At 72.2% G+C, this 21,330-nt stretch carries 24 protein-coding genes; 12 read left to right on the forward strand and 12 right to left on the reverse strand.

From position 1 onward, the window contains the following. The gene (locus BM127_RS08735; protein WP_091197436.1) at positions 1–969 is read right to left on the reverse strand and encodes a zinc-binding dehydrogenase; all 969 of its coding nucleotides are present in this window, start codon (positions 967–969) and stop codon (positions 1–3) included. Positions 970–1,038: 69 nt separating this feature from the next. On the opposite strand from BM127_RS08735, the gene BM127_RS08740 reads away from it, so the two are divergent. After that, positions 1,039–2,280: a GNAT family N-acetyltransferase gene (locus BM127_RS08740; protein ID WP_091197439.1), complete on the forward strand. Its 1,242-nt coding sequence runs from the start codon at positions 1,039–1,041 to the stop codon at positions 2,278–2,280. Between the two features lie 7 nt (positions 2,281–2,287). Here BM127_RS08740 and BM127_RS08745 read toward each other — a convergent pair whose 3' ends face one another. Then, positions 2,288–2,770, reverse strand: a complete 483-nt coding sequence (locus BM127_RS08745; RefSeq protein ID WP_091197442.1) for a hypothetical protein — start codon at positions 2,768–2,770, stop codon at positions 2,288–2,290. Positions 2,771–3,090: 320 nt separating this feature from the next. On the opposite strand from BM127_RS08745, the gene BM127_RS22220 reads away from it, so the two are divergent. Both BM127_RS22220 and BM127_RS08750 read left to right on the forward strand, forming a co-directional pair. Continuing rightward, positions 3,091–4,548, forward strand: a complete 1,458-nt coding sequence (locus BM127_RS22220; RefSeq protein ID WP_175507358.1) for a hypothetical protein — start codon at positions 3,091–3,093, stop codon at positions 4,546–4,548. 80 nt (positions 4,549–4,628) lie between these two features. Further along, on the forward strand, positions 4,629–5,312 hold the full coding sequence (locus tag BM127_RS08750) for a PAS and ANTAR domain-containing protein (protein WP_175507359.1): 684 nt from the start codon (positions 4,629–4,631) through the stop codon (positions 5,310–5,312). Here the strand turns inward: BM127_RS08750 and BM127_RS21850 are convergent. The 3 genes from BM127_RS21850 to BM127_RS08760 all read right to left on the reverse strand — a co-directional run bounded on the left by BM127_RS21850 (position 5,203) and on the right by BM127_RS08760 (position 7,306). Beyond that, a complete protein-coding gene (locus BM127_RS21850; RefSeq protein WP_139227696.1) occupies positions 5,203–5,697 on the reverse strand; it encodes a hypothetical protein in 495 nt (164 codons plus the stop codon). The genes BM127_RS08750 and BM127_RS21850 overlap by 110 nt on opposite strands. A gap of 74 nt (positions 5,698–5,771) precedes the next feature. Next, positions 5,772–6,968 carry an NAD(P)-dependent malic enzyme gene (locus BM127_RS08755; RefSeq protein WP_091197447.1) on the reverse strand — a complete coding sequence of 399 codons (1,197 nt, stop codon included), beginning with the start codon at positions 6,966–6,968 and terminating at the stop codon, positions 5,772–5,774. After that, entirely contained in the window at positions 6,965–7,306 is a 342-nt protein-coding gene (locus BM127_RS08760; protein WP_091197449.1) for a S24/S26 family peptidase, read from the reverse strand. Before BM127_RS08760 ends, BM127_RS08755 begins: the two co-directional genes overlap by 4 nt. A gap of 50 nt (positions 7,307–7,356) precedes the next feature. Between BM127_RS08760 and sodN the strand changes: the two genes are divergently transcribed. From sodN to BM127_RS08780, 4 genes are all read left to right on the forward strand, one after another. Continuing rightward, positions 7,357–7,758, forward strand: a complete 402-nt coding sequence (sodN, locus tag BM127_RS08765; RefSeq protein WP_091197966.1) for a superoxide dismutase, Ni — start codon at positions 7,357–7,359, stop codon at positions 7,756–7,758. 176 nt (positions 7,759–7,934) lie between these two features. Then, a complete protein-coding gene (locus tag BM127_RS08770) occupies positions 7,935–8,846 on the forward strand; it encodes an SDR family NAD(P)-dependent oxidoreductase (RefSeq protein WP_244889167.1) in 912 nt (303 codons plus the stop codon). A 45-nt stretch (positions 8,847–8,891) separates the two neighbouring features. Then, positions 8,892–9,308 (forward strand): ATP-binding protein, encoded by a 417-nt coding sequence (locus tag BM127_RS08775; RefSeq protein ID WP_091197455.1) that lies wholly within the window; start codon positions 8,892–8,894, stop codon positions 9,306–9,308. Position 9,309: 1 nt separating this feature from the next. Then, on the forward strand, positions 9,310–10,116 hold the full coding sequence (locus tag BM127_RS08780; protein WP_091197457.1) for an RNA polymerase sigma factor SigF: 807 nt from the start codon (positions 9,310–9,312) through the stop codon (positions 10,114–10,116). Here BM127_RS08780 and BM127_RS08785 read toward each other — a convergent pair. Further along, positions 10,113–10,463: a hypothetical protein gene (locus BM127_RS08785; RefSeq protein WP_139227697.1), complete on the reverse strand. Its 351-nt coding sequence runs from the start codon at positions 10,461–10,463 to the stop codon at positions 10,113–10,115. The genes BM127_RS08780 and BM127_RS08785 overlap by 4 nt on opposite strands. A 206-nt stretch (positions 10,464–10,669) precedes the next feature. On the opposite strand from BM127_RS08785, the gene BM127_RS08790 reads away from it, so the two are divergent. Continuing rightward, positions 10,670–10,921 (forward strand): WhiB family transcriptional regulator, encoded by a 252-nt coding sequence (locus BM127_RS08790; RefSeq protein ID WP_090969765.1) that lies wholly within the window; start codon positions 10,670–10,672, stop codon positions 10,919–10,921. Here the strand turns inward: BM127_RS08790 and BM127_RS08795 are convergent. Continuing rightward, positions 10,918–12,387 (reverse strand): sensor histidine kinase, encoded by a 1,470-nt coding sequence (locus BM127_RS08795; RefSeq protein WP_091197462.1) that lies wholly within the window; start codon positions 12,385–12,387, stop codon positions 10,918–10,920. The two genes, BM127_RS08790 and BM127_RS08795, sit on opposite strands and share 4 nt — an antisense overlap. Positions 12,388–12,596: 209 nt before the next feature. Here BM127_RS08795 and BM127_RS08800 point away from each other — a divergent pair, with 209 nt between their 5' ends. The 3 genes from BM127_RS08800 to BM127_RS08810 are packed head-to-tail and all read left to right on the forward strand — an operon-like array spanning position 12,597 to position 15,616. Then, positions 12,597–13,451: a DUF2785 domain-containing protein gene (locus BM127_RS08800; protein WP_091197465.1), complete on the forward strand. Its 855-nt coding sequence runs from the start codon at positions 12,597–12,599 to the stop codon at positions 13,449–13,451. A gap of 9 nt (positions 13,452–13,460) precedes the next feature. After that, positions 13,461–15,131, forward strand: coding sequence for an acetolactate synthase (locus BM127_RS08805; RefSeq protein ID WP_091197468.1), 1,671 nt, complete (start codon positions 13,461–13,463; stop codon positions 15,129–15,131). Positions 15,132–15,136: 5 nt separating this feature from the next. After that, positions 15,137–15,616, forward strand: a complete 480-nt coding sequence (locus BM127_RS08810; protein WP_091197470.1) for a GNAT family N-acetyltransferase — start codon at positions 15,137–15,139, stop codon at positions 15,614–15,616. Here the strand turns inward: BM127_RS08810 and BM127_RS08815 are convergent. Beyond that, positions 15,613–17,058 carry a hypothetical protein gene (locus BM127_RS08815; protein ID WP_091197473.1) on the reverse strand — a complete coding sequence of 482 codons (1,446 nt, stop codon included), beginning with the start codon at positions 17,056–17,058 and terminating at the stop codon, positions 15,613–15,615. The two genes, BM127_RS08810 and BM127_RS08815, sit on opposite strands and share 4 nt — an antisense overlap. Beyond that, entirely contained in the window at positions 17,055–17,585 is a 531-nt protein-coding gene (locus BM127_RS08820) for a SigE family RNA polymerase sigma factor (RefSeq protein WP_231263338.1), read from the reverse strand. Before BM127_RS08820 ends, BM127_RS08815 begins: the two co-directional genes overlap by 4 nt. A 100-nt stretch (positions 17,586–17,685) precedes the next feature. Here BM127_RS08820 and BM127_RS08825 point away from each other — a divergent pair, with 100 nt between their 5' ends. Next, the gene (locus BM127_RS08825; RefSeq protein ID WP_175507360.1) at positions 17,686–18,072 is read left to right on the forward strand and encodes a thioesterase family protein; all 387 of its coding nucleotides are present in this window, start codon (positions 17,686–17,688) and stop codon (positions 18,070–18,072) included. Positions 18,073–18,119: 47 nt separating this feature from the next. Here BM127_RS08825 and BM127_RS08830 read toward each other — a convergent pair whose 3' ends face one another. Genes BM127_RS08830 through BM127_RS08840 form a run of 3 tightly spaced genes read right to left on the reverse strand, consistent with a single transcriptional unit; the run spans position 18,120 to position 21,308 of the window. Further along, on the reverse strand, positions 18,120–19,034 hold the full coding sequence (locus BM127_RS08830) for a WcbI family polysaccharide biosynthesis putative acetyltransferase (protein ID WP_091197478.1): 915 nt from the start codon (positions 19,032–19,034) through the stop codon (positions 18,120–18,122). Next, positions 19,027–20,301, reverse strand: a complete 1,275-nt coding sequence (locus BM127_RS08835; RefSeq protein ID WP_091197972.1) for a glycosyltransferase — start codon at positions 20,299–20,301, stop codon at positions 19,027–19,029. The genes BM127_RS08830 and BM127_RS08835 overlap by 8 nt, the downstream gene beginning before the upstream one ends. Then, entirely contained in the window at positions 20,298–21,308 is a 1,011-nt protein-coding gene (locus BM127_RS08840; RefSeq protein ID WP_091197481.1) for a glycosyltransferase family protein, read from the reverse strand. The genes BM127_RS08835 and BM127_RS08840 overlap by 4 nt, the downstream gene beginning before the upstream one ends. Positions 21,309–21,330: the final 22 nt, after the last annotated feature.

A 21,330-nucleotide genomic window follows, 5' to 3' on the forward strand; every position in this document is an offset into this window, starting at 1 on the left:
TCATAGCGTGAAGACGACCTTGCCGAAGACGTCGCCCTCGGCCATCGCTGCGAAGCCGTCGCGGGCGTCCTGCATCGGGATGGCGCGGTCGACGAGGGGCCGCGCGCCCGTCGCGTCGAGGAACTTCACCAGGAGGTCGAGCTCGGCGCGGGTGCCCATCGTCGAGCCGATGACCGAGAGCTGCTTGAAGAAGACGTGCGTGAGCCCGGCATCGTCGACGTCGGGACCGGACGTGGTGCCACTGATGACGATGCGGCCACCCGGGCGCAGCGCGCGGATCGAGTGGGTCCAGGTGGCCTTGCCGACGGTCTCCATCACCGCGTCCACCTTGACCGGCAGCCGGGCGCCGGACTCGAACACCTCGTGGGCGCCGATCTGACGCGCCCGCTCGCGCTTGGACTCGTCGCGGCTCGTGGCGAGCACGGTGAGGCCGGCTGCGCGGGCGAGGGTGATGAGCGCGGTCGCGACGCCACCCCCGGCGCCCTGCACCAGCACGGTCTCGCCGGGCTTGAGGTCACCCTGGACGAAGAGCATCCGGTAGGCGGTGAGCCAGGCGGTCGGCAGGCAGGCAGCCTCCTCGAAGGAGAGCGAGGCAGGCTTGGGCACGAGGTTGCGGCGCGGCACGATGACCTGCTCGGCGAAGGTGCCCTGGTGCCGCTCGGAGAGCAGCGACCGGCCGGGGTCGTCGGCCTCGTCGCCGGCCCACGACGGGTCGCCGATGACGCCGTGCACGACGACCTCGTTGCCGTCCTCGTCCAGGCCCGCGGCGTCGCAGCCGAGGATCATCGGCAGCGCCTCCTGGCGCAGGCCGACGCCACGCAGCGACCACAGGTCGTGGTGGTTGAGGCTGGCGGCCCTGACGGTGACCGTGGCCCACCCGTCCGGGGCCTCGGGGGCGGGGCGCTCCCCCACCATCAGGCCGCTCAGCGGGTCGTCGAAGGAGAAGGTCTCGGCGTAGACGGCGAACATTCCCCGACCCTAGCGAGTGGGGACGCTTAACCGGTTGCGGGTCCGGCGGCGAACCGTTTGGCTGCTCGAGTGAGCATCGACGTACGTCTCTCGCAGGACGCGCAGAAGTACCTGGCCACCGACCAGCTCGTCTGGTTCGGCGAGGTGACCGACTCCGATGCCGAGCACCTCCGGCTCGGCCTGCCCGAGGACCAGCGGTTCGTGGTCGACCTCCCTGCCGGCCCGGAGGACCTGCACAGCGGCATCTACGGCGTGCGTCCGATGGAGCTGTCACTGCCAGGCGGGTCCGTGGTCCCGATCGCAGGTCTCACCTGGGTCGGCGTGCACCCGGACGTACGCCGTCGTGGCGTGCTCGCCGCGATGATGACCGACCACCTCACCCGCTGCCACGACGCAGGTGTGGCGATCTCGGCGCTGCACGCCAGCGAGACCGGCATCTACGGGAGGTTCGGCTACGGCATGGCGGCGCTCATGCTGCAGGTGTCGATCGGCCGTGGGACGACGTTCACGGCTCCGCACCTCGAGGAAGAGGCGTCAGGGATCACCACGCAGCTCGTCACCATGTCCGCGCCCGGTGTGACCGACCGGATGCGTGCGTGCCAGGTGCGGCTCGCCGGGGACCTTCCCGGAACGATCGTGGGGTCCGCGGACTTCTTCGCGCTGATGTCCCTCGAGCCCGCTGAGGCGCTGCGGGACAAGGAGGCGCGTCGCGTCCTCTTCGCCCGCCGCGACGGCGAGGACGTCGGCTTCGTCGGGCTGCGGCGCGAGCACAAGTGGGAGCGGGCGCGGCCGTCGGGGACGGTCGTGGTCGGCACGTTCTGCGGACTTCCCGCGGCGCGGCTGGCGCTCGCGCGTCGGGTCGTCGACATCGACCTGATGGGCACCACGAAGCTCGAGGCCATCGGCGCGGACGACCCGCTGCTCGGCTGGATCGGTGGACCCCGCGACACCGGCGACCTGCAGACCTGGGACAGCACCTGGATCCGGCTGGTCGACGTCGGGGCAGCGTGGTCGCTGCGCTCGTTCGAGGGCGACTGCGACGTCGTCGTCGAGGTCGAGGACCGCAGTGCGCCGTGGAACGCCGGCCGGTGGCGGCTGACTGCGTCGGGCGGTTCGGGCGCCGCCCGACGTACGGACGACGACGCCGACGTCACCCTCGACGTCGCCGTGCTGGGCGCGGGGTTCCTCGGGCACGGCATCGGGGGGCTGCTGCGCGCCGGGTTGGTCCGCCAGCACCGATCAGGTGCGTACGCCGAGCTGGCGCGGGCGATGCGGACGCTCCTGGCGCCCGAGCCGTCGATCGGGTTCTGAGCGTCGGCTAGGAGCTGCGTTCCCGGAGCTTCTGCTCCTGGAACACCTGCTCCTGGTAGCGCTGGAGGTCACGCTGGTACTGCTGGTCCTCACGGTCCAGACGGGTGATGCGTGCTGCCAGCCAGGCGACTCCGGCATGGATGATCCAGGCGATGATGGCGTAGACGACCATGGCGAAGAGGATCGAGACGTCGAGCACCGCCGCGACGTCGTTGCCCGTCTGGCCGAGCTCGATCGAGGTGAAGATGCCGCGGAACTGCTCCATGGCGCGGTCGAGAGACCGGTAGGCCCACTGGACGAAGGCCGGCTCGGGGTTGGCGCCGAAGAGCAGCAGGATGAATCCCAGCCCGAGGACGATCTGCGTGAGGACCAGGTAGGCGTACACGAGGTAGCCCAGGGCCTTGGCACCCCACAGGACGGCTCGACGCTGGGGGTAGACGATCGGACCCTCGGGCGGTGGCGGAAGAGTGGGCTGCACTGCGTGCGACATGGGGGCTCCGGTCCTGGTGTCGGCGTCCTCCGAGCGTGGCAACGATGCTGCAAGGGCTCCTCCCCCGATCCGGGTGACGGACCCGGGCCCGGCCCGGTCGCCTAGGGTCGAGCCTGTCCGCGGCCGGCGTCATCTGCCTGCGGTGCGGGTTCGTGCACACCTTCATGGGCGATTTCCACCAGTTCGTCGACCCGGCGGCGGTCAAGCCGGAGGACCTGCCGTCCGATCCTCTGGGGCACGGCTCGACACCGGCCTGGTCTCTTCTCCACACCGGCCGCGAACCTGCTTGTCACTCGAACATCTGTTCGATATCATGAGGCATGGCCGCTCCCCGTCTCCTTCAGCAGCCGCCCCAGGTGGCCGATGGAGCGAGCGCGGGCCAGGTGCTGGACCTGGCTGGGCAGGCACTCACGGCCCGCCGTCTGGCCGAGGTCGCCGAGCTGCACCTGGCGATCCAGTGGGCCGTCCTCCACGGCCACCCGCATGATGACCGCGACCCGATGGTCACCCCGGGCGGCGACGGCACCCCCGCGCTCCGTGAGCACGCCATCCCCGAGCTCGCCATGGCCCGCGAGACCCACCCCGCGACCACGAGGGCGCTGATCGCCGACGGCCTCGATCTCGTCCACCGCCTCCCACGCACCTGGGCCATCGTCGAGGCCGGCGCCTGCGAGCCCTGGGTCGCCCGCCAGGTTGCCGTCCTGTCGCGCTCCCTGCTCAGCGAGCAGGTGGTCCGCGTCGACCGCGCGATCGCCAAGGCCATCCGCGGCCACGCGCCCTCCACCGTCCTGGAGATCACCCGCGCGAAGGTCATCGAGGCCGATCCCGAGACGCACCGCGCCGAGCGCGAGCGCCTCCGCCACGAGCGCTACGTACGCCTCTCGCGCACCGACGAGTACGGCTACCGCTGCATCATCGCCCGCGTCACCGCCGGCGACGCCGCCTGGATCGACGCGATGGTCGACCGGGTCGCCGACATCCTCAGCCTCACCCTCGGTGCCGACCACAACCACGACGAGCTCCGCTCGCTGGCCCTCGGCTGGCTCGCCCGACCCGCCGAGCTCATCAAGCTCCTCCTCGAGCACACCGACGTGGCCGACCCCGCGGATCCCGACGACGAGACCGACATCGATGGTGCCGGCGACGCCGCCCCGCCTGCCTGGCTCCCCGAGCACACCACGGGTGCCCTCGAGAAGCTCTGCACCCTGCCTGCCCGGCGCCTCGAGCGGCTCCGCAACCGCGGCCGCCTCTTCGTCCACGTCACCGATGAGGCGCTCCGCACCGGTGTCGGCGTCGCCCGGGTCGAGGGCGTCGGGCCCATCGACATCGCCCAGCTCCACGAGGTCCTCGGCAACGCCGCAGTCACCGTCACCCCTGTCCTCGACCTGAGGATGCGCCGACGCGTCGACGCCTACGAGCACCCCGAGGACATCAAGGACCACGTGTGGACCCAGGTCGGCGGCGACTGCTTCCCGTTCTCACCTCGTACGGCGACCCGCGACGGCGTCGACTACGACCACTCCACGCCGTACGACGACACCGGGCCACCCGGCCAGACCGGCACCCACAACTCCGGCCCGCTGCGCCGACGGCACCACCGATGGAAGACCTTCGGCGGCTATCGATGCCGCGTGGCCGGTTCCGGCAGGCACCTCTGGACCACACCCCACGGCCAGGCGTTCCTCGTCGACCACACCGGCACCCGGCGGCTCACCCAGCACCAGGCAGGCGTCATGGACGAGGCCGCCGACGACGGCGTCGAGATCTACTGGGCGTAGGGCGCGCTGGATCAGGTCGCTGGGCGCGCCGGCTCGCTTGTATCCTCGACGCACCCCCTGAACAGGACACGGACTGCACGTTGGACATCGACTCTTTCCCCGCCACCCGGTCCCCGGGCGTGGTCGCGCCGTTCAGGTACGACGTGGTCCACGACCAGTGGGAGTGGTCCGACGCCCTCTACGACCTGCACGGCTACTCACCCCGCGAGATTCCCGCCACGACCCAGGCGCTCATGCACCACAAGCACCCGGAGGATCGCGAGCGTGCCGCGGAGGTCTTCGCGGCCGTCGTCCGCGACGGCGGGACCTACCGGTGCTACCACCGCCTCGTCGACCGCAACCAGCGCACCCTGACCGTCGTCAGTGTGGGCAGGACCGTCCTGGACCCGGACGGCCGGACGAGTGAGATCGAGGGCTACTACATCGACCTGACGGATGCGCGACGCGACGAGACCGAGGTCGACGTCCGAGATGCGCTCACCCGGAAGGCCCACACCGGCCCTGTCATCGAGCAGGCGAAGGGCATGATCATGCTCGCAGAGGGCTGCACCGCGGACGAGGCGTTCGACCGACTGCGGACGTGCTCGGAGCACGCCAACCGCAAGGTGGGCTACCTCGCCCGGGACCTGATCCAGTCCGTGACCGAGAGAGGGTTCAGCAGCGGCCTCGTGTCCGAGGTCCTGAGCCAGCTCGTCGACGCCGCTCGCGGCGTGCAGCTCGACCCGAAGGACTCACGCACCGACGCAGCAGCCACCAGGCGGTGACGGTCGCCGACGCCGCGACGAGGACGCTGAGCAGGCCCCATTCGTCGGCGTGCTCGTAGCCGTCAGCGCTCGCCAGGAGCGGGACGATGCCGACCCAGAAGCCCAGCACGAGCATCCCGGTCCAGATGCCGAAACCGGTGAGAGATGCGAGGGCCACAGCACCCGTCTCCCGCACCACCGTGCGCGAGTCGGCGTCGTGGGCTGCTCGTGTGCTCAGGACGTAGCAGGCGAGCACCGCCAGCGCGGCAACCGGGAGTGCGACGGCGAACATCCCCACGAACAGCACCAGCAGCATCGTGACTCCGACGGTGCTGAGGAGCACCAGCGCCAGGAGCATGGCCCAGGCAACGCGGCTCGGCCTCCGTGACGAGGTTGTCGTGTCCATGCCTCATGGTGTCCGGCCTCAGGCTCTCCTCGCTCGGGGTCGCGTACTCAAGCGTTGGGAGGAACGCCCACCGATCAGCGCCGCGCGACCCCGTCGGCCCGCGCCGCTGCAGCCACGGCCTCGCGCACCGCACCCGGGACCCGCGGGTCGAAGGGCGACGGGATGATCAGGTCCTCGCTCAGCGCATCACCGACGAGCGCCGCCAGCGCGGTGGCCGCGGCCACCTTCATGCCCTCGGTGATCGCCGTGGCGTGCACGTCGAAGGCGCCGCGGAAGATGCCCGGGAAGGCCAGCACGTTGTTGATCTGGTTGGGGAAGTCGGAGCGGCCGGTCGCCACGACGCGGGCGTACTTGTGGGCGAGGTCGGGGTGCACCTCGGGCGTCGGGTTGGCCAGGCCGAAGATGATCGACTCGGGGGCCATCGAGGCGACGATCTCCTCGGGCACCTGCCCGCCGGAGACACCGATGTAGACGTCGGCGCCGGCCATCACGTCGGCCAGGGTCCCGCGGCGACCGAACACGTCGGCGGTGTCACGGGCCAGTGCGGCCTTGACCGCGGTGAGGTCGTGGCGCTCGGAGTTGAGCACTCCCTGCCGGTCGAGGACGGCGATGTCGCGCACGCCGGCCTCGAGCAGGATCCGCGCCACTGCGACACCGGCCGCACCGGCTCCCTGGATCACGACCCGGGCCGTGGCGGCGTCGCGGCCGGTGAGGCGGAGCGCGTTGGTCAGCGCGGCGAGCGCGACGACCGCGGTGCCGTGCTGGTCGTCGTGGAACACGGGGATGTCGAGGCGCTCCTTGAGCCGCGCCTCGATCTCGAAGCAGCGCGGGGCGGAGATGTCCTCGAGGTTGATGCCACCGAAGCTCGGCGCCAGTCGGACGACGGTCTCGATGATCTCCTCGACGTCCGTGGTGTCGAGGCAGATCGGCACCGCGTCGACCCCACCGAACTGCTTGAACAGGACGGCCTTGCCCTCCATCACCGGCATCGCGGCGGCCGGGCCGATGTCGCCCAGGCCGAGGACAGCCGTGCCGTCGCTGACGATGGCGACCACGTTGGGCACCCAGGTGTAGTGCTGCGTCATCGACGGGTCGGCGGCGATCGCCTCGCACACGCGGGCCACGCCGGGCGTGTAGGCGAGGGAGAGCTCGTCGGGGCCGGTGAGGGCGACCGTCGAGACGGTCTCCATCTTGCCGCCGACATGCAGGTCGAACACGGGATCGCCTGAGTGCGGGTGCGAGGCCATGCCGGCGATACTCGCACAGCTCATCGGGGCGAGAGAGCGCGTCCCATGCGTGGGGAAGGCCACACCCGCAGGCGTACGACGGCCAGCACGTGGTCCTCGGCCACCGGTCCACGGTGGCGGGAGTCGACCCCCTCGTCGGGGTTGTCACTCACCAGCCACCACCCCTCCCCGCCCGATCCCATGGGCCGCTGCTCCTGCGCGCGCTTCACCGCCAGCGTCCCGTCCGCGAACCGGGCGACCACCAGGTCGCCCGGGCGCACGCGGGCGCCGTACCGGACCAGCAGCCGGTCACCGTCACGCAGCGTGGGGAGCATCGAGCGCCCACCCACCCGGGCGAGACCCCACTGACCCGCACGTTCCACGCGGAGTAGTGTCGCAGCAGAAGGGTTCCCCGACGTTCGAGAGGAAGCACATGCTTCGCACTTTCTTCGCCCCGACCATCGAGGTCTCCGCGCACTGCGACCTGCCCTGCGGCGTCTACGACCCCGCTCAGGCACGCATCGAGGCCGAGTCCATCAAGGCGATCATCGCCAAGGTCGCCGACAACGACGACGCCGACTTCCGCACCCGCGCCATCCTGATCAAGGAGCAGCGCTCGGAGCTCGTCAAGCACCACCTGTGGGTGCTCTGGACCGACTACTTCAAGCCCCCGCACTTCGAGAAGTACCCGCAGCTCCACACGCTGGTCAACGAGGCCACCAAGCTCGCCGGTGCCAGCGGCACCAAGGGTGAGCTCGACGCCGCGAAGGCCGACGAGCTGCTCGCCAAGATCGACGAAATCGCCGAGATCTTCTGGGAGACGAAGAAGGCCTGAGCAGCTTGCTGCTTCGTGCTTGAACCCAGACCTTCACGGTCAGATTCCAGGTCGGACCCGGTCGCCTCGTTCAGGCGGCCGGGTCCGCTGCGTCTCCCCCACCCCACCCGACTGGAGTCCCCATCGCCACCCGCATCACCACCCCCTTCGACGCCACCAGCACCGCGCAGGACGTGGTGGCCGGCATCGACCTGACCGGCCGTACGGCGCTCGTCACGGGTGCCGCGTCGGGCATCGGGCTCGAGACGGCCCGCGCCCTCGCGGGAGCCGGCGCGAGCGTCACCCTCGCGGTGCGCGACCTCGAGGCCGGGCACACGGCCGGTCGTGACATCGCCGCCACGACCGGCAACGACACCGTGGAGGTCGTCCACCTCGACCTCGCCGACCTGCGGACGGTCTCGACGCTGACGGACGGCTGGGTCGGACCACTGCACGTCCTGGTCAACAACGCCGGGATCATGGCCAGCCCCGAGGCCTACACGCCGCAGGGCTGGGAGCTGCAGTTCGCGACCAACCACCTCGGTCACTTCGCGCTGGCGCTGGGGCTGCGCGACGCGTTGGCGGCCGCGGACGACGCGCGCATCGTCTCGGTCAGCTCGAGCGGTCACGGCAGCTCGCCGGTCCTGTTCGACGACCTGTTCTTCGACCGGCGGCCCTACGACGCAGGCACGGCCTACGGCCAGTCCAAGACGGCCAACGTCCTCTTCGCCGTCGAGGCGACCCGACGGTGGGCCGACCTCGGCATCACCGCCAACGCCCTCATGCCGGGCGGGGTCTGGACCAAGCTGCAGCAGCACTGGGACCCCGCGACCCTGGCGGCGACCAAGGCGCAGGTGCCTGCGACCGACGCCGCCGGCATGGGCGTCAAGACGCCCCAGCAGGGCGCGGCCACCTCGGTGCTGCTCGCCACCTGGCCGGGACTGCAGGGTGTCGGCGGGCGATACTTCGAGGACTGCCGCGAGGCAGCGGTCGTCGAGCAGGTCCCGGACGGACTGCACGGGGTGTGCGCGTACGCCCTCGACCCGGTCGCGGCGGAGCGGCTGTGGGACGTGTCGCTCGCGCTGCTCGAAGGAGTCCGACCCGGTTAGGGTGGGCCCGAGCACATCAGCCTCGAGGACGGGACGAAGACGCAGATGTCAGAACACACGGGGGGCCCTCGGGCCGACGTCGAGCTCCGACTTCCCGCCGAGGGCGCCTACGCGTCGGTGGTGCGTACGACGGCTGCGGGCCTGGCCGCGCGGCTCGACTTCACCATCGACGACATCGAGGACCTGCGCATCGCGATCGGTGAGGCCACCGCCCTCGCGATCCCGGCCGCCGACCCGGGGACCGACCTGGTGGCGTGCTTCTTCTTCGGTCAGGGCGCCCTGACCGTCACCCTCGAGTCCGAGGCGATGGACGACCCGCCGCTGGACACCGAGAGCTTCGCTTGGCAGGTGCTCGACACGATGGCCCAGGACGTGTCGGCAGGATCCGGGGAGGGCCGGTTCCGTGTCCGCTTCACCGTGACGTCGCAGGTTGCTGCGGGAACGACGGGTGCCGAGCTCTGACATGAGCGCACACACGGGGGATGAGGCTGAGTCGGTCGGACTCAGCGGACTGGATCACGTTCGCGCGCGCAGCGCGGAGCTCTTCGTCGTCCTGCGGGACGGGGACAGCTCCACGGCCGCGCGATCCATGGCCCGCGACGACCTGGTGCACCTGCACCTCTCGCTGGTCGAGCACTGCGCCCGGCGCTTCCGCAACCGCGGCGAGCCCTTCGAGGACCTCGTGCAGGTCGGCACCATCGGCCTGATCAAGGCGGTCGACCGCTTCGAGACCGACCGCGGCGTGGAGTTCTCGACCTACGCCACACCGACCGTCATCGGGGAGATCAAGCGCCACTTCCGCGACAAGGGGTGGGCGATCCGCGTGCCCCGGCGGTTGCAGGAGCTGCGCATGCAGATCGGCGGTGCGACAGGCGAGCTGACCCAGAAGCTCGGCCGCTCCCCCACGCCCCGCGAGCTCGCCGAGGTCATCGGTTGCTCGGTCGAGGAGATCATGGAGGGCATCGAGTCCTCCCACGCCTACGCCACGCTCTCCCTCGACGCCTCCGACGACTCCGACGACGGGCCTCCGGCGATGCTGGCCACGCTCGGGGTGGAGGACTCCAACATCGAGCACGTGGAGATCCGCGAGTCCATCAAGCCGCTGCTCGAGGGGCTCGGCGAGCGGGAGAAGAAGATCCTGCTCCTGCGGTTCTTCAAGAACATGACGCAGTCGCAGATCGCCGACGAGATCGGCGTCTCCCAGATGCACGTCTCGCGGCTGCTGACCCGCACGCTCGCCCAGCTGCGGACCTCGCTCGAGCAGGACTAGCCGTAGGACTCCCGCTCCAGCACCTCGGTGCTCGAACGGTGGACCAGCCCGACGATGACGACCAGGGCCACCACGGCCAGGGCGACCGACAGCGGCTTGGTCTCTCCCGCCCAGAGGTTCCACGCGAGCCCGAGCTGGATCAGCTGGGCCATCACGACCGGGCCACGCGCCCAGCGGCGTACCTTCCACAGCGACCAGGCACACCAGGCCAGTCCGGCAGCCGCCGCGAGGAAGAAGACCGAGGTCGTGACGCCCATCGTGAGCCGGATCGAGCTCAGGTTGGCGAGCTCGAAGACCCCCAGCGCGGCGAGGACGAACGCCTCCACCGCGGTCAGCGAGGCAGCCACCACGAGGGGCGGAGGGGCGACGCTGTCTGGTCCAGCAGGCGTAACAGGCACTCGGGGATTCTAGTTGTGACCGAGACGACCATCACGGGGGGTTGTGTGAACGTTCAAAGGTTGCGAGTCTTGTCGCTGCGCTCCGTGCGCCCGGGCCCCGCTGAATGTCCGCAAACAGCCACTTGCCTGTGAAAGAAAGAGGGAATCCCCCACTCATGGATTGGCGCAGTCGCTCTGCATGCCTCGACGAGGACCCTGAGCTGTTCTTCCCGATCGGCAACACCGGTCCCGCGATCCTCCAGATAGAGGAGGCGAAGCAGGTGTGCCGTCGTTGTGACGTGCGCGAACAGTGTCTTGCCTGGGCCCTGGAGGCCGGACAGGACCACGGAGTGTGGGGTGGACTCAGCGAGGACGAGCGTCGCGCACTGAAGCGACGCAACGCCCGCGCACGCATCCGCACCGCCTAGTCGACGGGCAGGTCCGCCTGCACGCGCGTGCCCCGGCTCCCCGGGCCGATCTCGAGGACCCCTCCCAGCTCCGACTCGACGAGCGTGCGCACGATCGAGAGCCCGAGCTGGGTCGACCCGTCGAGGTCGAACCCGTCCGGCAGTCCGCGGCCGTCGTCCTCGACGACCACGTGGAGCCGGCCGACGATGCGGCGCGCCGTCACGACGACCCGACCCTCGGTGCGGTCGGTCAGGCCGGCGTAGCCGTGCTCGACGGCGTTCTGCAGCAGCTCGGTGAGCACCATCGCCAGCGGCGTCGCGGCGTCGGACGACAGCTTGCCGAAGGTGCCCTCGCGCACCACGCGGACCGGCAGGTCGACGCCGCTCACGTCGACCACCATCGCCCCCAGGCGGTCGGCGATGTCGTCGAAGTCGACCGTCTCCTCCAGCGCGTGGCTGAGCGTCTCGTGCACGATCGCGATCGAGCCCACCCGCCGCACGGCCTCCTCCAGCGCCGCCTTGGCGTCCTCGGCCTGCGTACGCCGTGCCTGCAGCCGCAGCAGCGCGGCGACCGTCTGGAGGTTGTTCTTCACCCGGTGGTGGATCTCGCGGATGGTGACGTCCTTGGTGACGAGCTCGCGGTCGCGGCTGCGCAGCTCGGTGACGTCGCGCACCAGCAGCAGCGCGCCGCTGCGGTCCCCCTGCGGGCGCAGCGGGATGCTCCGCACGATCAGGGTCACGTCATCGGTGCCGACCTCGGTCGCCCGGCCGTCGCGGCCTCCCAGCACGGCGCTGAGCGTCTCCTCGTCGGGGCGCTTGCGGACCGGCACCAGGTCGCGGGTCAGGTCGGTGAGGACCAGGCCGGCCAGGTCGCCCTGCAGCCCGAGCCGACGGTAGGCCGACAGCCCGTTGGGGCTGGCGTAGACGACCTTGCCGGCCGGGTCGAGGCGGACGAACCCGTCGCCCACCCGCGGTGAGTCCGCGTGGTCGCTGCGCTGCCCCGGCAGCGGGAAGTGCCCCGACGCGATCATCTGGGTGAGCTCGGCGGCGGTCTGGAGATAGCTCAGCTCGAGCCGGCTCGGGGTGCGGACGCCGAGCAGGTTGGTGTTGCGGGCGATGATCGCGATGACCCGGCCGGCACGTCGTACGGGGATGACCTCCACGCGGACCGGCACGTCGTCACGCCACTCGGGATCCCCCTCGCGCACCAGCCGGCCCGAGCCGTAAGCCTCGTCGAGCATTCGCCGTCGCCCGGCCGGGATGAAGGTGCCGAGCACGTCGTCGACCAGCGCGGTCGGGCCGGTGGTGGGCCGCATCTGCCCGCCGGCCCAGAACCCCCGGCCCTCGCGGTCCGGGAGCCACAGCACCAGGTCGGCGAACGAGAGGTCGGCGAGGATCTGCCAGTCCGCCATGAGCAGCTGCAGCCACGCGATGTCGTCCTCCACGAGATCGGTGTGGGCTCGCACGAGCTCGTGGAGGGAGGGCATCGGCCCAGACTAGGCGGTGCGCGCGCGCAGGTCGGGGCCCTCCCACGGACACCCGCACGACCCGCGTACGACCACGCGCATGGGCAGGACCTGCGGGCGAGCGCCGAGGTGACGGGGACCCGACCACCTCGACCTGTCGATCCGGTTCGGCCCTCCCGGCTAGGGCCTCCCGTCTGGGGCCGCGCGCGATCGGCTGGCACACTGGCGGCATGTCGATCGGGTACTGGAGCCAGGTGCAGGCCACCGGGTTCGAGGTCCCGTCCGACCGGCCGCTCGACGACCTGACGGCCGAGCTCACCACCATGCTCGGGTCCACAGATGCGGCGGTCCGTGACGGCACCGCCTTCCCGGCGCTCGCCACCTGGATCGAGCGCGGTGTCTACGACGACCTGCTCGCCGGGCTCGGCGACGGCATGGTCGCGGGGCTGTCGGTGGGGCTGGGTGAGAGCGGCACCGACACGGTGTTCCGGCGCAGCTTCAGCGCCCTGATCCTGGCAGCGTGCCTCGAGCGCGACAACGAGCTGCACCTGCTGCCCGGCGGCAAGGTCCTCGAGTGGGGCGACCGGGCCGCGACCTGGTTCCTCGGCGAGCGCGACACCCGCGGCTACGTGGTCGACAAGGGCTGGGCGCACGCGATCGCCCACGGCGCGGACACGATCGGGGCCCTCGGCGAGTCGTCGCACCTGGCAGGGCCCGAGCACGCGCTCCTGCTCGACATCCTCGCCGAGCGGCTCCTGGCCCAGCCCGTCGACGAGCCGCTCGCCGCCGGTGAGCCCGACCGGATCGCCGCCGCCGTCATGCAGATCCTGCGCCGCAACACCCTCGACACCGACGTCCTCGAGCCCTGGGTGCACCGCATCGGCACTGCCGGCAACCCCTTCGCAGGCCCCGTCGACCACGACCCCTACGCGCCGGCCCGCGCCGGCCAGGACTTCCTGCGGGCCCTCTTCGTGCAGCTCTCGCTCGCGCCCCGGCCGCCGACCGTGCGGTCCGACCTGCTGCTCGTCGTGATCGACGCGCTCCGGATGACGAACGCTCCCTACCTGCGAGTAGACACCCGATAGCCTGCGGGCATGAGCGAGATTTCTGGCCACAGCGGTGAGCTGGCCGTCCACGTCGCCCGCGCCCACGGTGTCGAGACGATGTTCACCCTGTCGGGTGCGCACGTCTTCCCGATGTACGACGGTGCGGTGCGGATCAACCAGGAGGGCGAGGACCCGCAGATGCGCCTCCTCGACGTACGCCACGAGCAGACCGCCGCGTTCGCCGCCGAGGCCACCGGCAAGCTCACCCGCGTCCCCGGACTGGCGGTCCTCACCGCAGGACCCGGTGTCACCAACGGCATCAGCGCCATCGCGCAGGCGCAGTTCGCCGGGTCACCGATGGTGGTCGTCGGCGGCCGCGCCCCGCAGAACCGCTGGGGCACCGGCTCGCTCCAAGAGCTCGACCAACCGCCGATCATCGCCCCCGTCGCCAAGGCCGCACGCACCCTGATGACCGCCGGCGAGGTCACGGCTGGCATGGACGAGGCGTTCACCCTCGCGCGCTCGAGCCACCGCGGACCGGTGTTCGTCGACGTACCGATGGACGAGTTCTTCAACTCCTCGACCGGCACCGCGTCGTCGGGCGAGGGCACCCGGATCGAGCCCGACGCCTCGGCGATCGAGGCGGTCGCCCGCCTGCTGGCAGCGGCACAGCGGCCCGTGCTGATCCTCGGCACCGACGTCTGGGCCGACCACGCCGAGGTGTCCGCGCTGCGCTTCGTGGAGGACCTCGGCATCCCGACGCTGACCAACGGGATGGGTCGCGGCATCATCCCCGGCGGCCACCGCTCGCTCGTTACCAAGGCGCGCGGTGCGGCCCTGTCCGGTGCCGACCTCGTCGTCGTGGTGGGCACGCCGCTCGACTTCCGCCTCGGCTACGGCGTCTTCGGCGGTCCCGACAAGAACCCCGACGGCGCGTTCGCGCGGGTCGTCCACATCGCCGACTCCCCCGACCAGGTCTCCGGCCACGCCGAGCTGGCCGGCTCGGTCGCCGGCGACCTCACGACCGTGCTCGACGGTCTCCAGGCCGCGATCGAGCGGGGCGACAAGCCCGACTGGCGGGCCTGGTCCGACCAGCTCGCCGACCAGGTGAAGGCGGCGGCAGAGCGGGACGCGCAGCTCCTCACCGCCGAGGCCGACCCGATCCACCCGGCCCGCATCTACGGCGAGCTGGTGCCGCGCCTCGCGGACGACTCGGTGGTGATCGGCGACGGCGGTGACTTCGTCTCCTTCGCCGGCAAGTACGTGGAGCCCCAGCGCCCCGGCGGGTGGCTCGACCCCGGCCCCTACGGCTGCCTCGGCGCCGGCCTGGGTGCGGCGATCGCGGCCCGCCTCGCCCGCCCGAGCGCGCAGGTCACCCTGCTGCTGGGCGACGGCGCCGCCGGCTTCTCGCTGATGGACGTCGACACCCTCGTGCGCCACGACCTGCCGGTCGTCATGGTGATGGGCAACAACTCCGCCTGGGGCCTGGAGAAGGGCCCGATGCAGATGCTCTACGGCTACGACGTGATCGCCGACCTCGCCCCGCGCACGCCGTACGACGACGTGGTCAAGGCGCTCGGCGGCGACGGGGAGACGGTGACCGACCCGAAGGAGATCGGACCGGCCCTCGACCGCGCCTACGCCTCCGGCGTCCCCTACCTCGTCAACGTGATCACCGACGTCGAGGCGGCCTACCCGCGCAGCACGTTCGGCATCTGAGCCAGATGCTCGTACGCCGCGCGACGCCTGCGGAGCTCGAGCGCGTCGGCGCGCTGACGGTGCGGGCCTACGCGGCCTTCACCCTCGGCCCGGCAGACCCCTACGTCGAGCGGCTCCGCGACGCCGCCTCGCGGGACGCCGGCGCCGAGCTGTGGGTCGCGGTGGACGGCGACCGGCTGCTCGGCAACGTGACGTACTGCCCTCCGGGCTCCGCCTACCGCGAGGTGAGCCGTCCGCACGAGGGTGAGTTCCGGATGCTGGCCGTGGACCCCGACGCGCGCGGTGCCGGTGCCGGCACCGCCCTCGCGACCCACTGCGAGGAGCGGGCGCGCGAGCACGGGGCGGTCGGGATGGCGATCTCCTCGCTCGCCGAGATGACCGACGCCCACCGGATCTACGGGCGCCTGGGCTATGCCCGCGACCCCGGGCGCGACTGGTCGCCGCTGCCCGGGGTGGAGCTGGTCGTGTTCGCGAAGGCCTTCTAGCAGGCCTGCCCCGTGGTCGGGTCCTCGACGTCGTCGAAGCAGATCGTGCCCCACGGCAGGGCGGCCATCTCGAAGGTCTCCGCCGACCCGACCCGCACCCAGCGCCACGCCTCCCACGAACCGTCCGCGCCCTCGACCACGGTGACCGTGACCCCGGCCCCGGTGAGCCAGGACCGGTAGGCGCGTCCGCTGTCAGTGGTGCCCGTCCCGAACGCGATGTCACCCACCGGCTGGAGCCGGACGAGTCCCGCCTGGTCGGCGGTCTCGACGACCACCTGCACGAGGGTCGGGTCGGAGGCCGACGTGACGAACAGGGACGCACCGTCCGACGACACCAGCTCGGTCGGGCTGATCGTGCTCACGCGCGGGTCGGGCAGGTCGAGGCCGAAGACGTGACCGTCCGCCCCGGGACCGTCGACGACCGCCGACGGCGGCTCGCCCGCCTCGACGCGCACCCGGTAGCCGAGGCCGCCGTCCTCCAGCGCCACCTCCTCGCCGACGCCGATGGTGTCGGTCGACTGCGACGTGACGTAGGGAAGGTCGTCGCGGGAGTCGGCGGTGCACGCCGTGGAGGACTCGGGAACGTGCACCCGGCAGCCCGGCTCGCCCGCCACCAGCACGCCGTCGGAGTCCATCGACCACTCGTAGCGGTCCATGACGTAGGTCTCGGGCGCGAGCTGGATCATGCCGCTACGGGCGAAGGCGCTGCGCGAGCGGGTCGACACCAGCGCACCGTCCTCGACCAGGAAGGACTGGGCGTGGAAGAGGTCGTAGTGGTCCGTCTCCGAGCCGGGCACTGGCACGTCGCCGCCGGAGAGCAGCTCGGGGCTGCTCGACACGGCCTGCACGAGCAGGCCCTCGCGGAGGTCCAGCACGACCGGCTCGAACGGGGCGTTCGGCCCGCCGTCGAGTGCGTTCGTGTAGAGCACCAGCTCCTGGTCGCCGTCGGCGTCGGCGTCGATGGGTCCGAGGGCGTTGACCCCGATGGTCGAGCCGAGCTCGACCAGGCCGTAGGTCTCCTCCCCCGTGCTGCTCAGGGTGGTCTGCACACGCGTACGGCCGTCGTGGTCCGGTGTCGGCTCGGCGAGGAACTCGACCCTCTCCTCGACCCCGTCGCCGTCGAGGTCGAGCCGCGCGGGCGAGGACTCCTCGCTGACCTCCCAGGTGCGCCCGACGTTCGGAGGCAGCTCGACCTGGTCGGGCCTCGGCGCGATCTCGTCCGACCTCTGCTGCCCGGCAAGACCCTGGAAGACCACACCGAGGATCAGCAGCACCACTGCGGCAGTCGCGAGCAGGACCCACGGCGACTGCCAGCGCGGCCGCAGCGGGGCGGCCGTGGCCAGCAGGGACAGGTCCTCGGGCCGCACCAGCTCGGCGCGCGCCTCGAGGGCGGAGCGCAGCAGGTCCTCGAGGTCGGCCCTCGTGTCGGGTGGCGTGCTCATCGCTCCTCCTCGCCCGAGCTCGTCTGCGTGGTCGACGTCATGGTCGACGTCATGGTCTTCTCCAGCGCCGTGAGGGCGCGGCTGGCGGTGGACTTCACGGTGCCCTGGCTGATGCCGAGTGTCCGGGCGATCTCCGCCTCGGACAGGTGCGACCAGTAGCGCAGCACCAGCACCTCCCTCTGGCGTGGCGCCAGGGTCTGCAGCGCCACGATGACTGCCCGGTGCTCCTCCGCCAGCACCGCGCTGTCCTCGGGGGACGGTGGCGACAGGTCGTGAGGAGGCGTGTACGCCCGGGCCGTACGCCGTCGCCGCAGCGCCGAGCGCGAGGTGTTGACCACCGAGACCCGCAGGTAGGCCAGCGCCTTCGACGGGTCCTTCACGGCGTCGGGGCGACGGGCGAGCGCCGCGAACGCGTCCTGGACGACGTCCTCGGCCGAGGCGAAGTCGTCGACCAGCAGGACGGCCAGGCGGACCAGCTGCAGCCGGTGGGCGGCGTACAGCTCAGTGATGTCCACTGCTGGGTCCATCACCTTCCCCGATCCTGCGGTCCTCGTGCTCATGTCTGGTAGACGTGTGGGTGGCACTCAGGTTGCCTCACGCACCCACCGATTCCCCGAAGGGACACCCATGTCGCACCCCGAGCCCGCCCCCTCGAGCGCCAGCCTGACGTACGCCGTCACCGACGACGACACCGCTGTGGCCGTGGGCAGCGGGTCGCTGCCGGTCCTCGGTACGCCTCGCCTGCTGGCGTGGCTGGAGGCCGCCACCTGCGCCTGCCTCGAGGCGGTGCTGGCCGAGGGGTCGACCAGCGTCGGCACCCGCATGCAGGTCGAGCACCTCGCCGCGAGCCCCGTCGGCGCCGAGGTCGAGGTGAGCGCATCGAGCGCGTACGTCGACGGGCGGCTGCACCGCTTCACCGTGAGCGCCCGCGACACCTCGAGCGGCAAGGTGCTGGCCGCCGGCGAGATCACCCGCGTCGTCGTCGACGCACAGCGGTTCATGTCCCGCCTGTGACCATCACGCCGACCTGCACCTGCCCCACGTCGCGGCGCTGACGCTGCTCACGCAGGGCGTGCTCGACGAGGTGCTGCCTGACTGACCTGAGCAGACTGGGCGGTGGCGAGCAGCTCGCGGAGGGGCCCGACCCGCGACAGGGCGGCGTCGAGCATCTCCGGACGGTCGGCGTACCACGCGAGGTGGGCCGCGCTGACGGTCCCGGTCGACACCTCGCGACCCTCGACGGTCCACGCGGTGGTGGCGGGTGCGTCGAGCCGCAGCGCGGCGACCACCTCCGGCAGCAGCGGGGCGTGGATCGAGGCCAGCAGCGGGCGGTCGATGCCCGGAGTCCGTTCCGGCAGACCGAGCGCCTCGCGCAGCCGGGCGGCCACCGGCACCAGCACGGCGTTCCCGGGGTGGTTGACGGTGCGCATGGAGTCGGCACCGGGAGACGCGAACAGGTCGCTGACGACGACGGTGCCGTGGTGGCGCTCGCGTCGGGCGAGCTCGTCCACCGACGCCTGCGCGACCGCGCGGATCCCGGCTGGGGTGAGCCCGAGCGGCACCCTGGCCGGTCGGCCCGCGCGGAGGTCGTCGGCCGCCAGCACGGTGCGGAGGTCGTGGTAGGGCACCACCGGCGGGTCCGGACGCTCGAGACCGGGCGGGTGCACCAGCAGGTGGAACGGGTGCAACCCGGCATAGCGCAGGCTGGGCACGAGCGCCACGCGCGCGCTCGGGGGCAGCACGGCCCGCAGCTGGCGGGTGCCGATCGGCAGCCCGCGATGGTCGTCCTTCGTGGGCTGGGCGACCAGCAGGTCGGTCCGGGCGAGCAGGGCGTGCAGCTCGACGACGTCGTTGCCGCTCAGCTCGTGGATCGCCGGGATCCGCCGGGTGCGCACGTCGTCGGCCTCCAGCAGCAGGCGGAACGACTCCGCCTGGCAGTTGCCGACCACCACGAGCCGTGGGCGGTCGTCAGGCACCGGCCCACCCGCCCAGCCACGACGCCAGCGTGACGCCGTCGGACCACTGCTGCAGGCGGGTCACGACCGGAGGTCCCGAGGGGGCGAGGTCCGGACGGTCCCACCGGGCGGCCCTGCGCAGCAGGCGCAGGTCCTGCAGCTCGGCGCCGCCGCCCGCGACCTCGCGGGTGGCCGCGGTGCCGTCCATCTCTCTGACGAGCTCCGCCCAGCCCTGGACGTCCCCGAACAGTCCCCGTCGCACCACGAGGTGCAGCCGCGCGGTCGCGGGCAGCTCGTCCTCGGCCCGGGCGACGCGAGGGTCGTGGCCCACCAGAATGCGGTGCCGCTCCCCCACCCGCACGACGGCGCGCGGCAGCGCCGCGAGCAACGAGTCGACGGTGACCATCAGCTCCGTGTCCCCGAGCCCGGGGTCGAGCGTCACGACGAGGTCGGCCGGTCCGCGCAGGAGGCCCCGCCACGTCGTGCCCGGGGCCGACGTCCGGTCGGCGACCGACGTCGTCTCGGCCAGGAGCTGGTCTGCTCCGCGGGCACGGGCGGCGGCGTCAGGACCGTCGTGCCAGGCCACTGCGTCCCGGCGGTGGGCCAGCAGCCCGCCCGCGGTCCACGCCCGGTGGGCGAGCTCCCAGTCCTCACCTCCGTAGGCGCGGAACGTCTCGTCGAAGCCGCCGAGCTCGTCGTACCACCACCGGCTGCACGCGAGGACCGCGCCGATGACGAAGCGGTGTCCCGACCCGTCGGCGTCCAGCAGGTCGCGGGAGGCGGCGTACGCGCTGCGCAGCCACTCCGGCTCGTCGAGCTCCCGGAGCGGGCCGACCTCCTCGACCGCGTCGTCGGGGCTGGTGCCGGTGAGGTCGGCGTGCCGGCGGCGCCCCACGACGAGGACCTCCGGCAGCGCCTCGGGCAGCGCCACCATCCGCTCCACCAGGTGCGGCTCGGGGGTCGTGTCGGCGTCCAGGAACACCAGCACCTCGCCCGTGCTCGCGGCGACGCCGAGGTTGCGGACCGCGGCCGCCCGGAAGCCGTCGTCGGCCTGGCGCACGAGCACCACCCCGGCCGGCAGCACGGGCGGGACCTCCGACCCGTCGTCGGCGACCACGACCTCGTCGGGCGGGCGCGTCTGTCGGGCCAGCGCGGCGAGGGTGCGGTCGAGCTGGGCCTGCTGCTCGTAGTGGGCCACGACCACGGAGACCGTCCGCCGCGACGCACCGGAAGGCGCCTGGTCCCAGCGGTTGCCGGTGACGCTCGCGCCGTAGGGCGGCGCGCTCATGCACCCACCGAGGCCCACCACGCGCGGTAGGCGACTGCGGTGTCCTCGAGGCCCGGCCCGAGGTCGGTGTCGGCGCTCGTCCACGTGCCGGCCGGCCGGCGCACCGCCTCCTCGAGCCGCGGCACGAGGGTCGCGTCGTCGAACAGGGTGATCGTGCCCGGCCGGAGCTCGGCCATCTCCCGGGCGTAGGCGCCGTCGCGGACCAGCGGGCGTCGTCCCGCAGCGATCCATGAGTTGAGGCTCCCGGACGCCGAGACGTTGCGGTGGGCGACCACAGGCACGGTGACGCCTCGCAGGGCGCGGGTCACGTCCGCCTCACGGACACGACCTGTCACGTCGACCGGCACGCCGCGCGCACGGCTGTTCCGCAGCATCGCCTCGACCTCGTCGTCGTGTCCGGGTGCGGCGCCGCCGAGCACGCGCACCCGCGCCGGCGTCCCCGCCCGGCGCAGCGCCGCCGCAGCCCGGGCGACCTGCTGGTGACCCTTGCCGGGATAGACGAAGCCGAAGACCCCCAGCACCGGCTCGGACTGGCCGGCGGGCTCGTCGCCGACCGGCACAGGGGTGCGGAACACCGGCAGCGGGATCACCGCGCCACGGGCGTCCGCGGCGCACCAGCGTTCGATGAGGGCGTGCTCGTGCCACGAGTTGGTCGCCCACGCGTGGCTGGCACGGACCATCCGGCCGTACGCCGCGGCCCGGGCACCGAACCCCGGCCCGTCGGTGGGTTGGGGCACGTCGTGCAGCGTCACGGTCAGCTGCACGTGCTGGGACAGCGACTCCACCGTGGCAGCCGCGACCGACGGGTCGCGGTGGATCAGGCGGTCGGTGACGTGGAGGTGGGCAGCGACGCCCGGGGCGAGGTCGCCCACGTCGCGCACGACCGGAGCCCCCGCCGCAGCGGCCACCTCGCCGGCATAGCGGGTCACTCCGTGGAGGTCCGACCCCAGCAGCAGGTGGTGGGGGGCCGCGAGGTCGGGCTCGCGGTGGGCCAGCGGTGACAGCACAGTGCATCATCGCCGTCGTCGA

It is taken from the genome of Nocardioides alpinus (genome assembly GCF_900112035.1).
GTDB lineage: Bacteria > Actinomycetota > Actinomycetes > Propionibacteriales > Nocardioidaceae > Nocardioides > Nocardioides alpinus.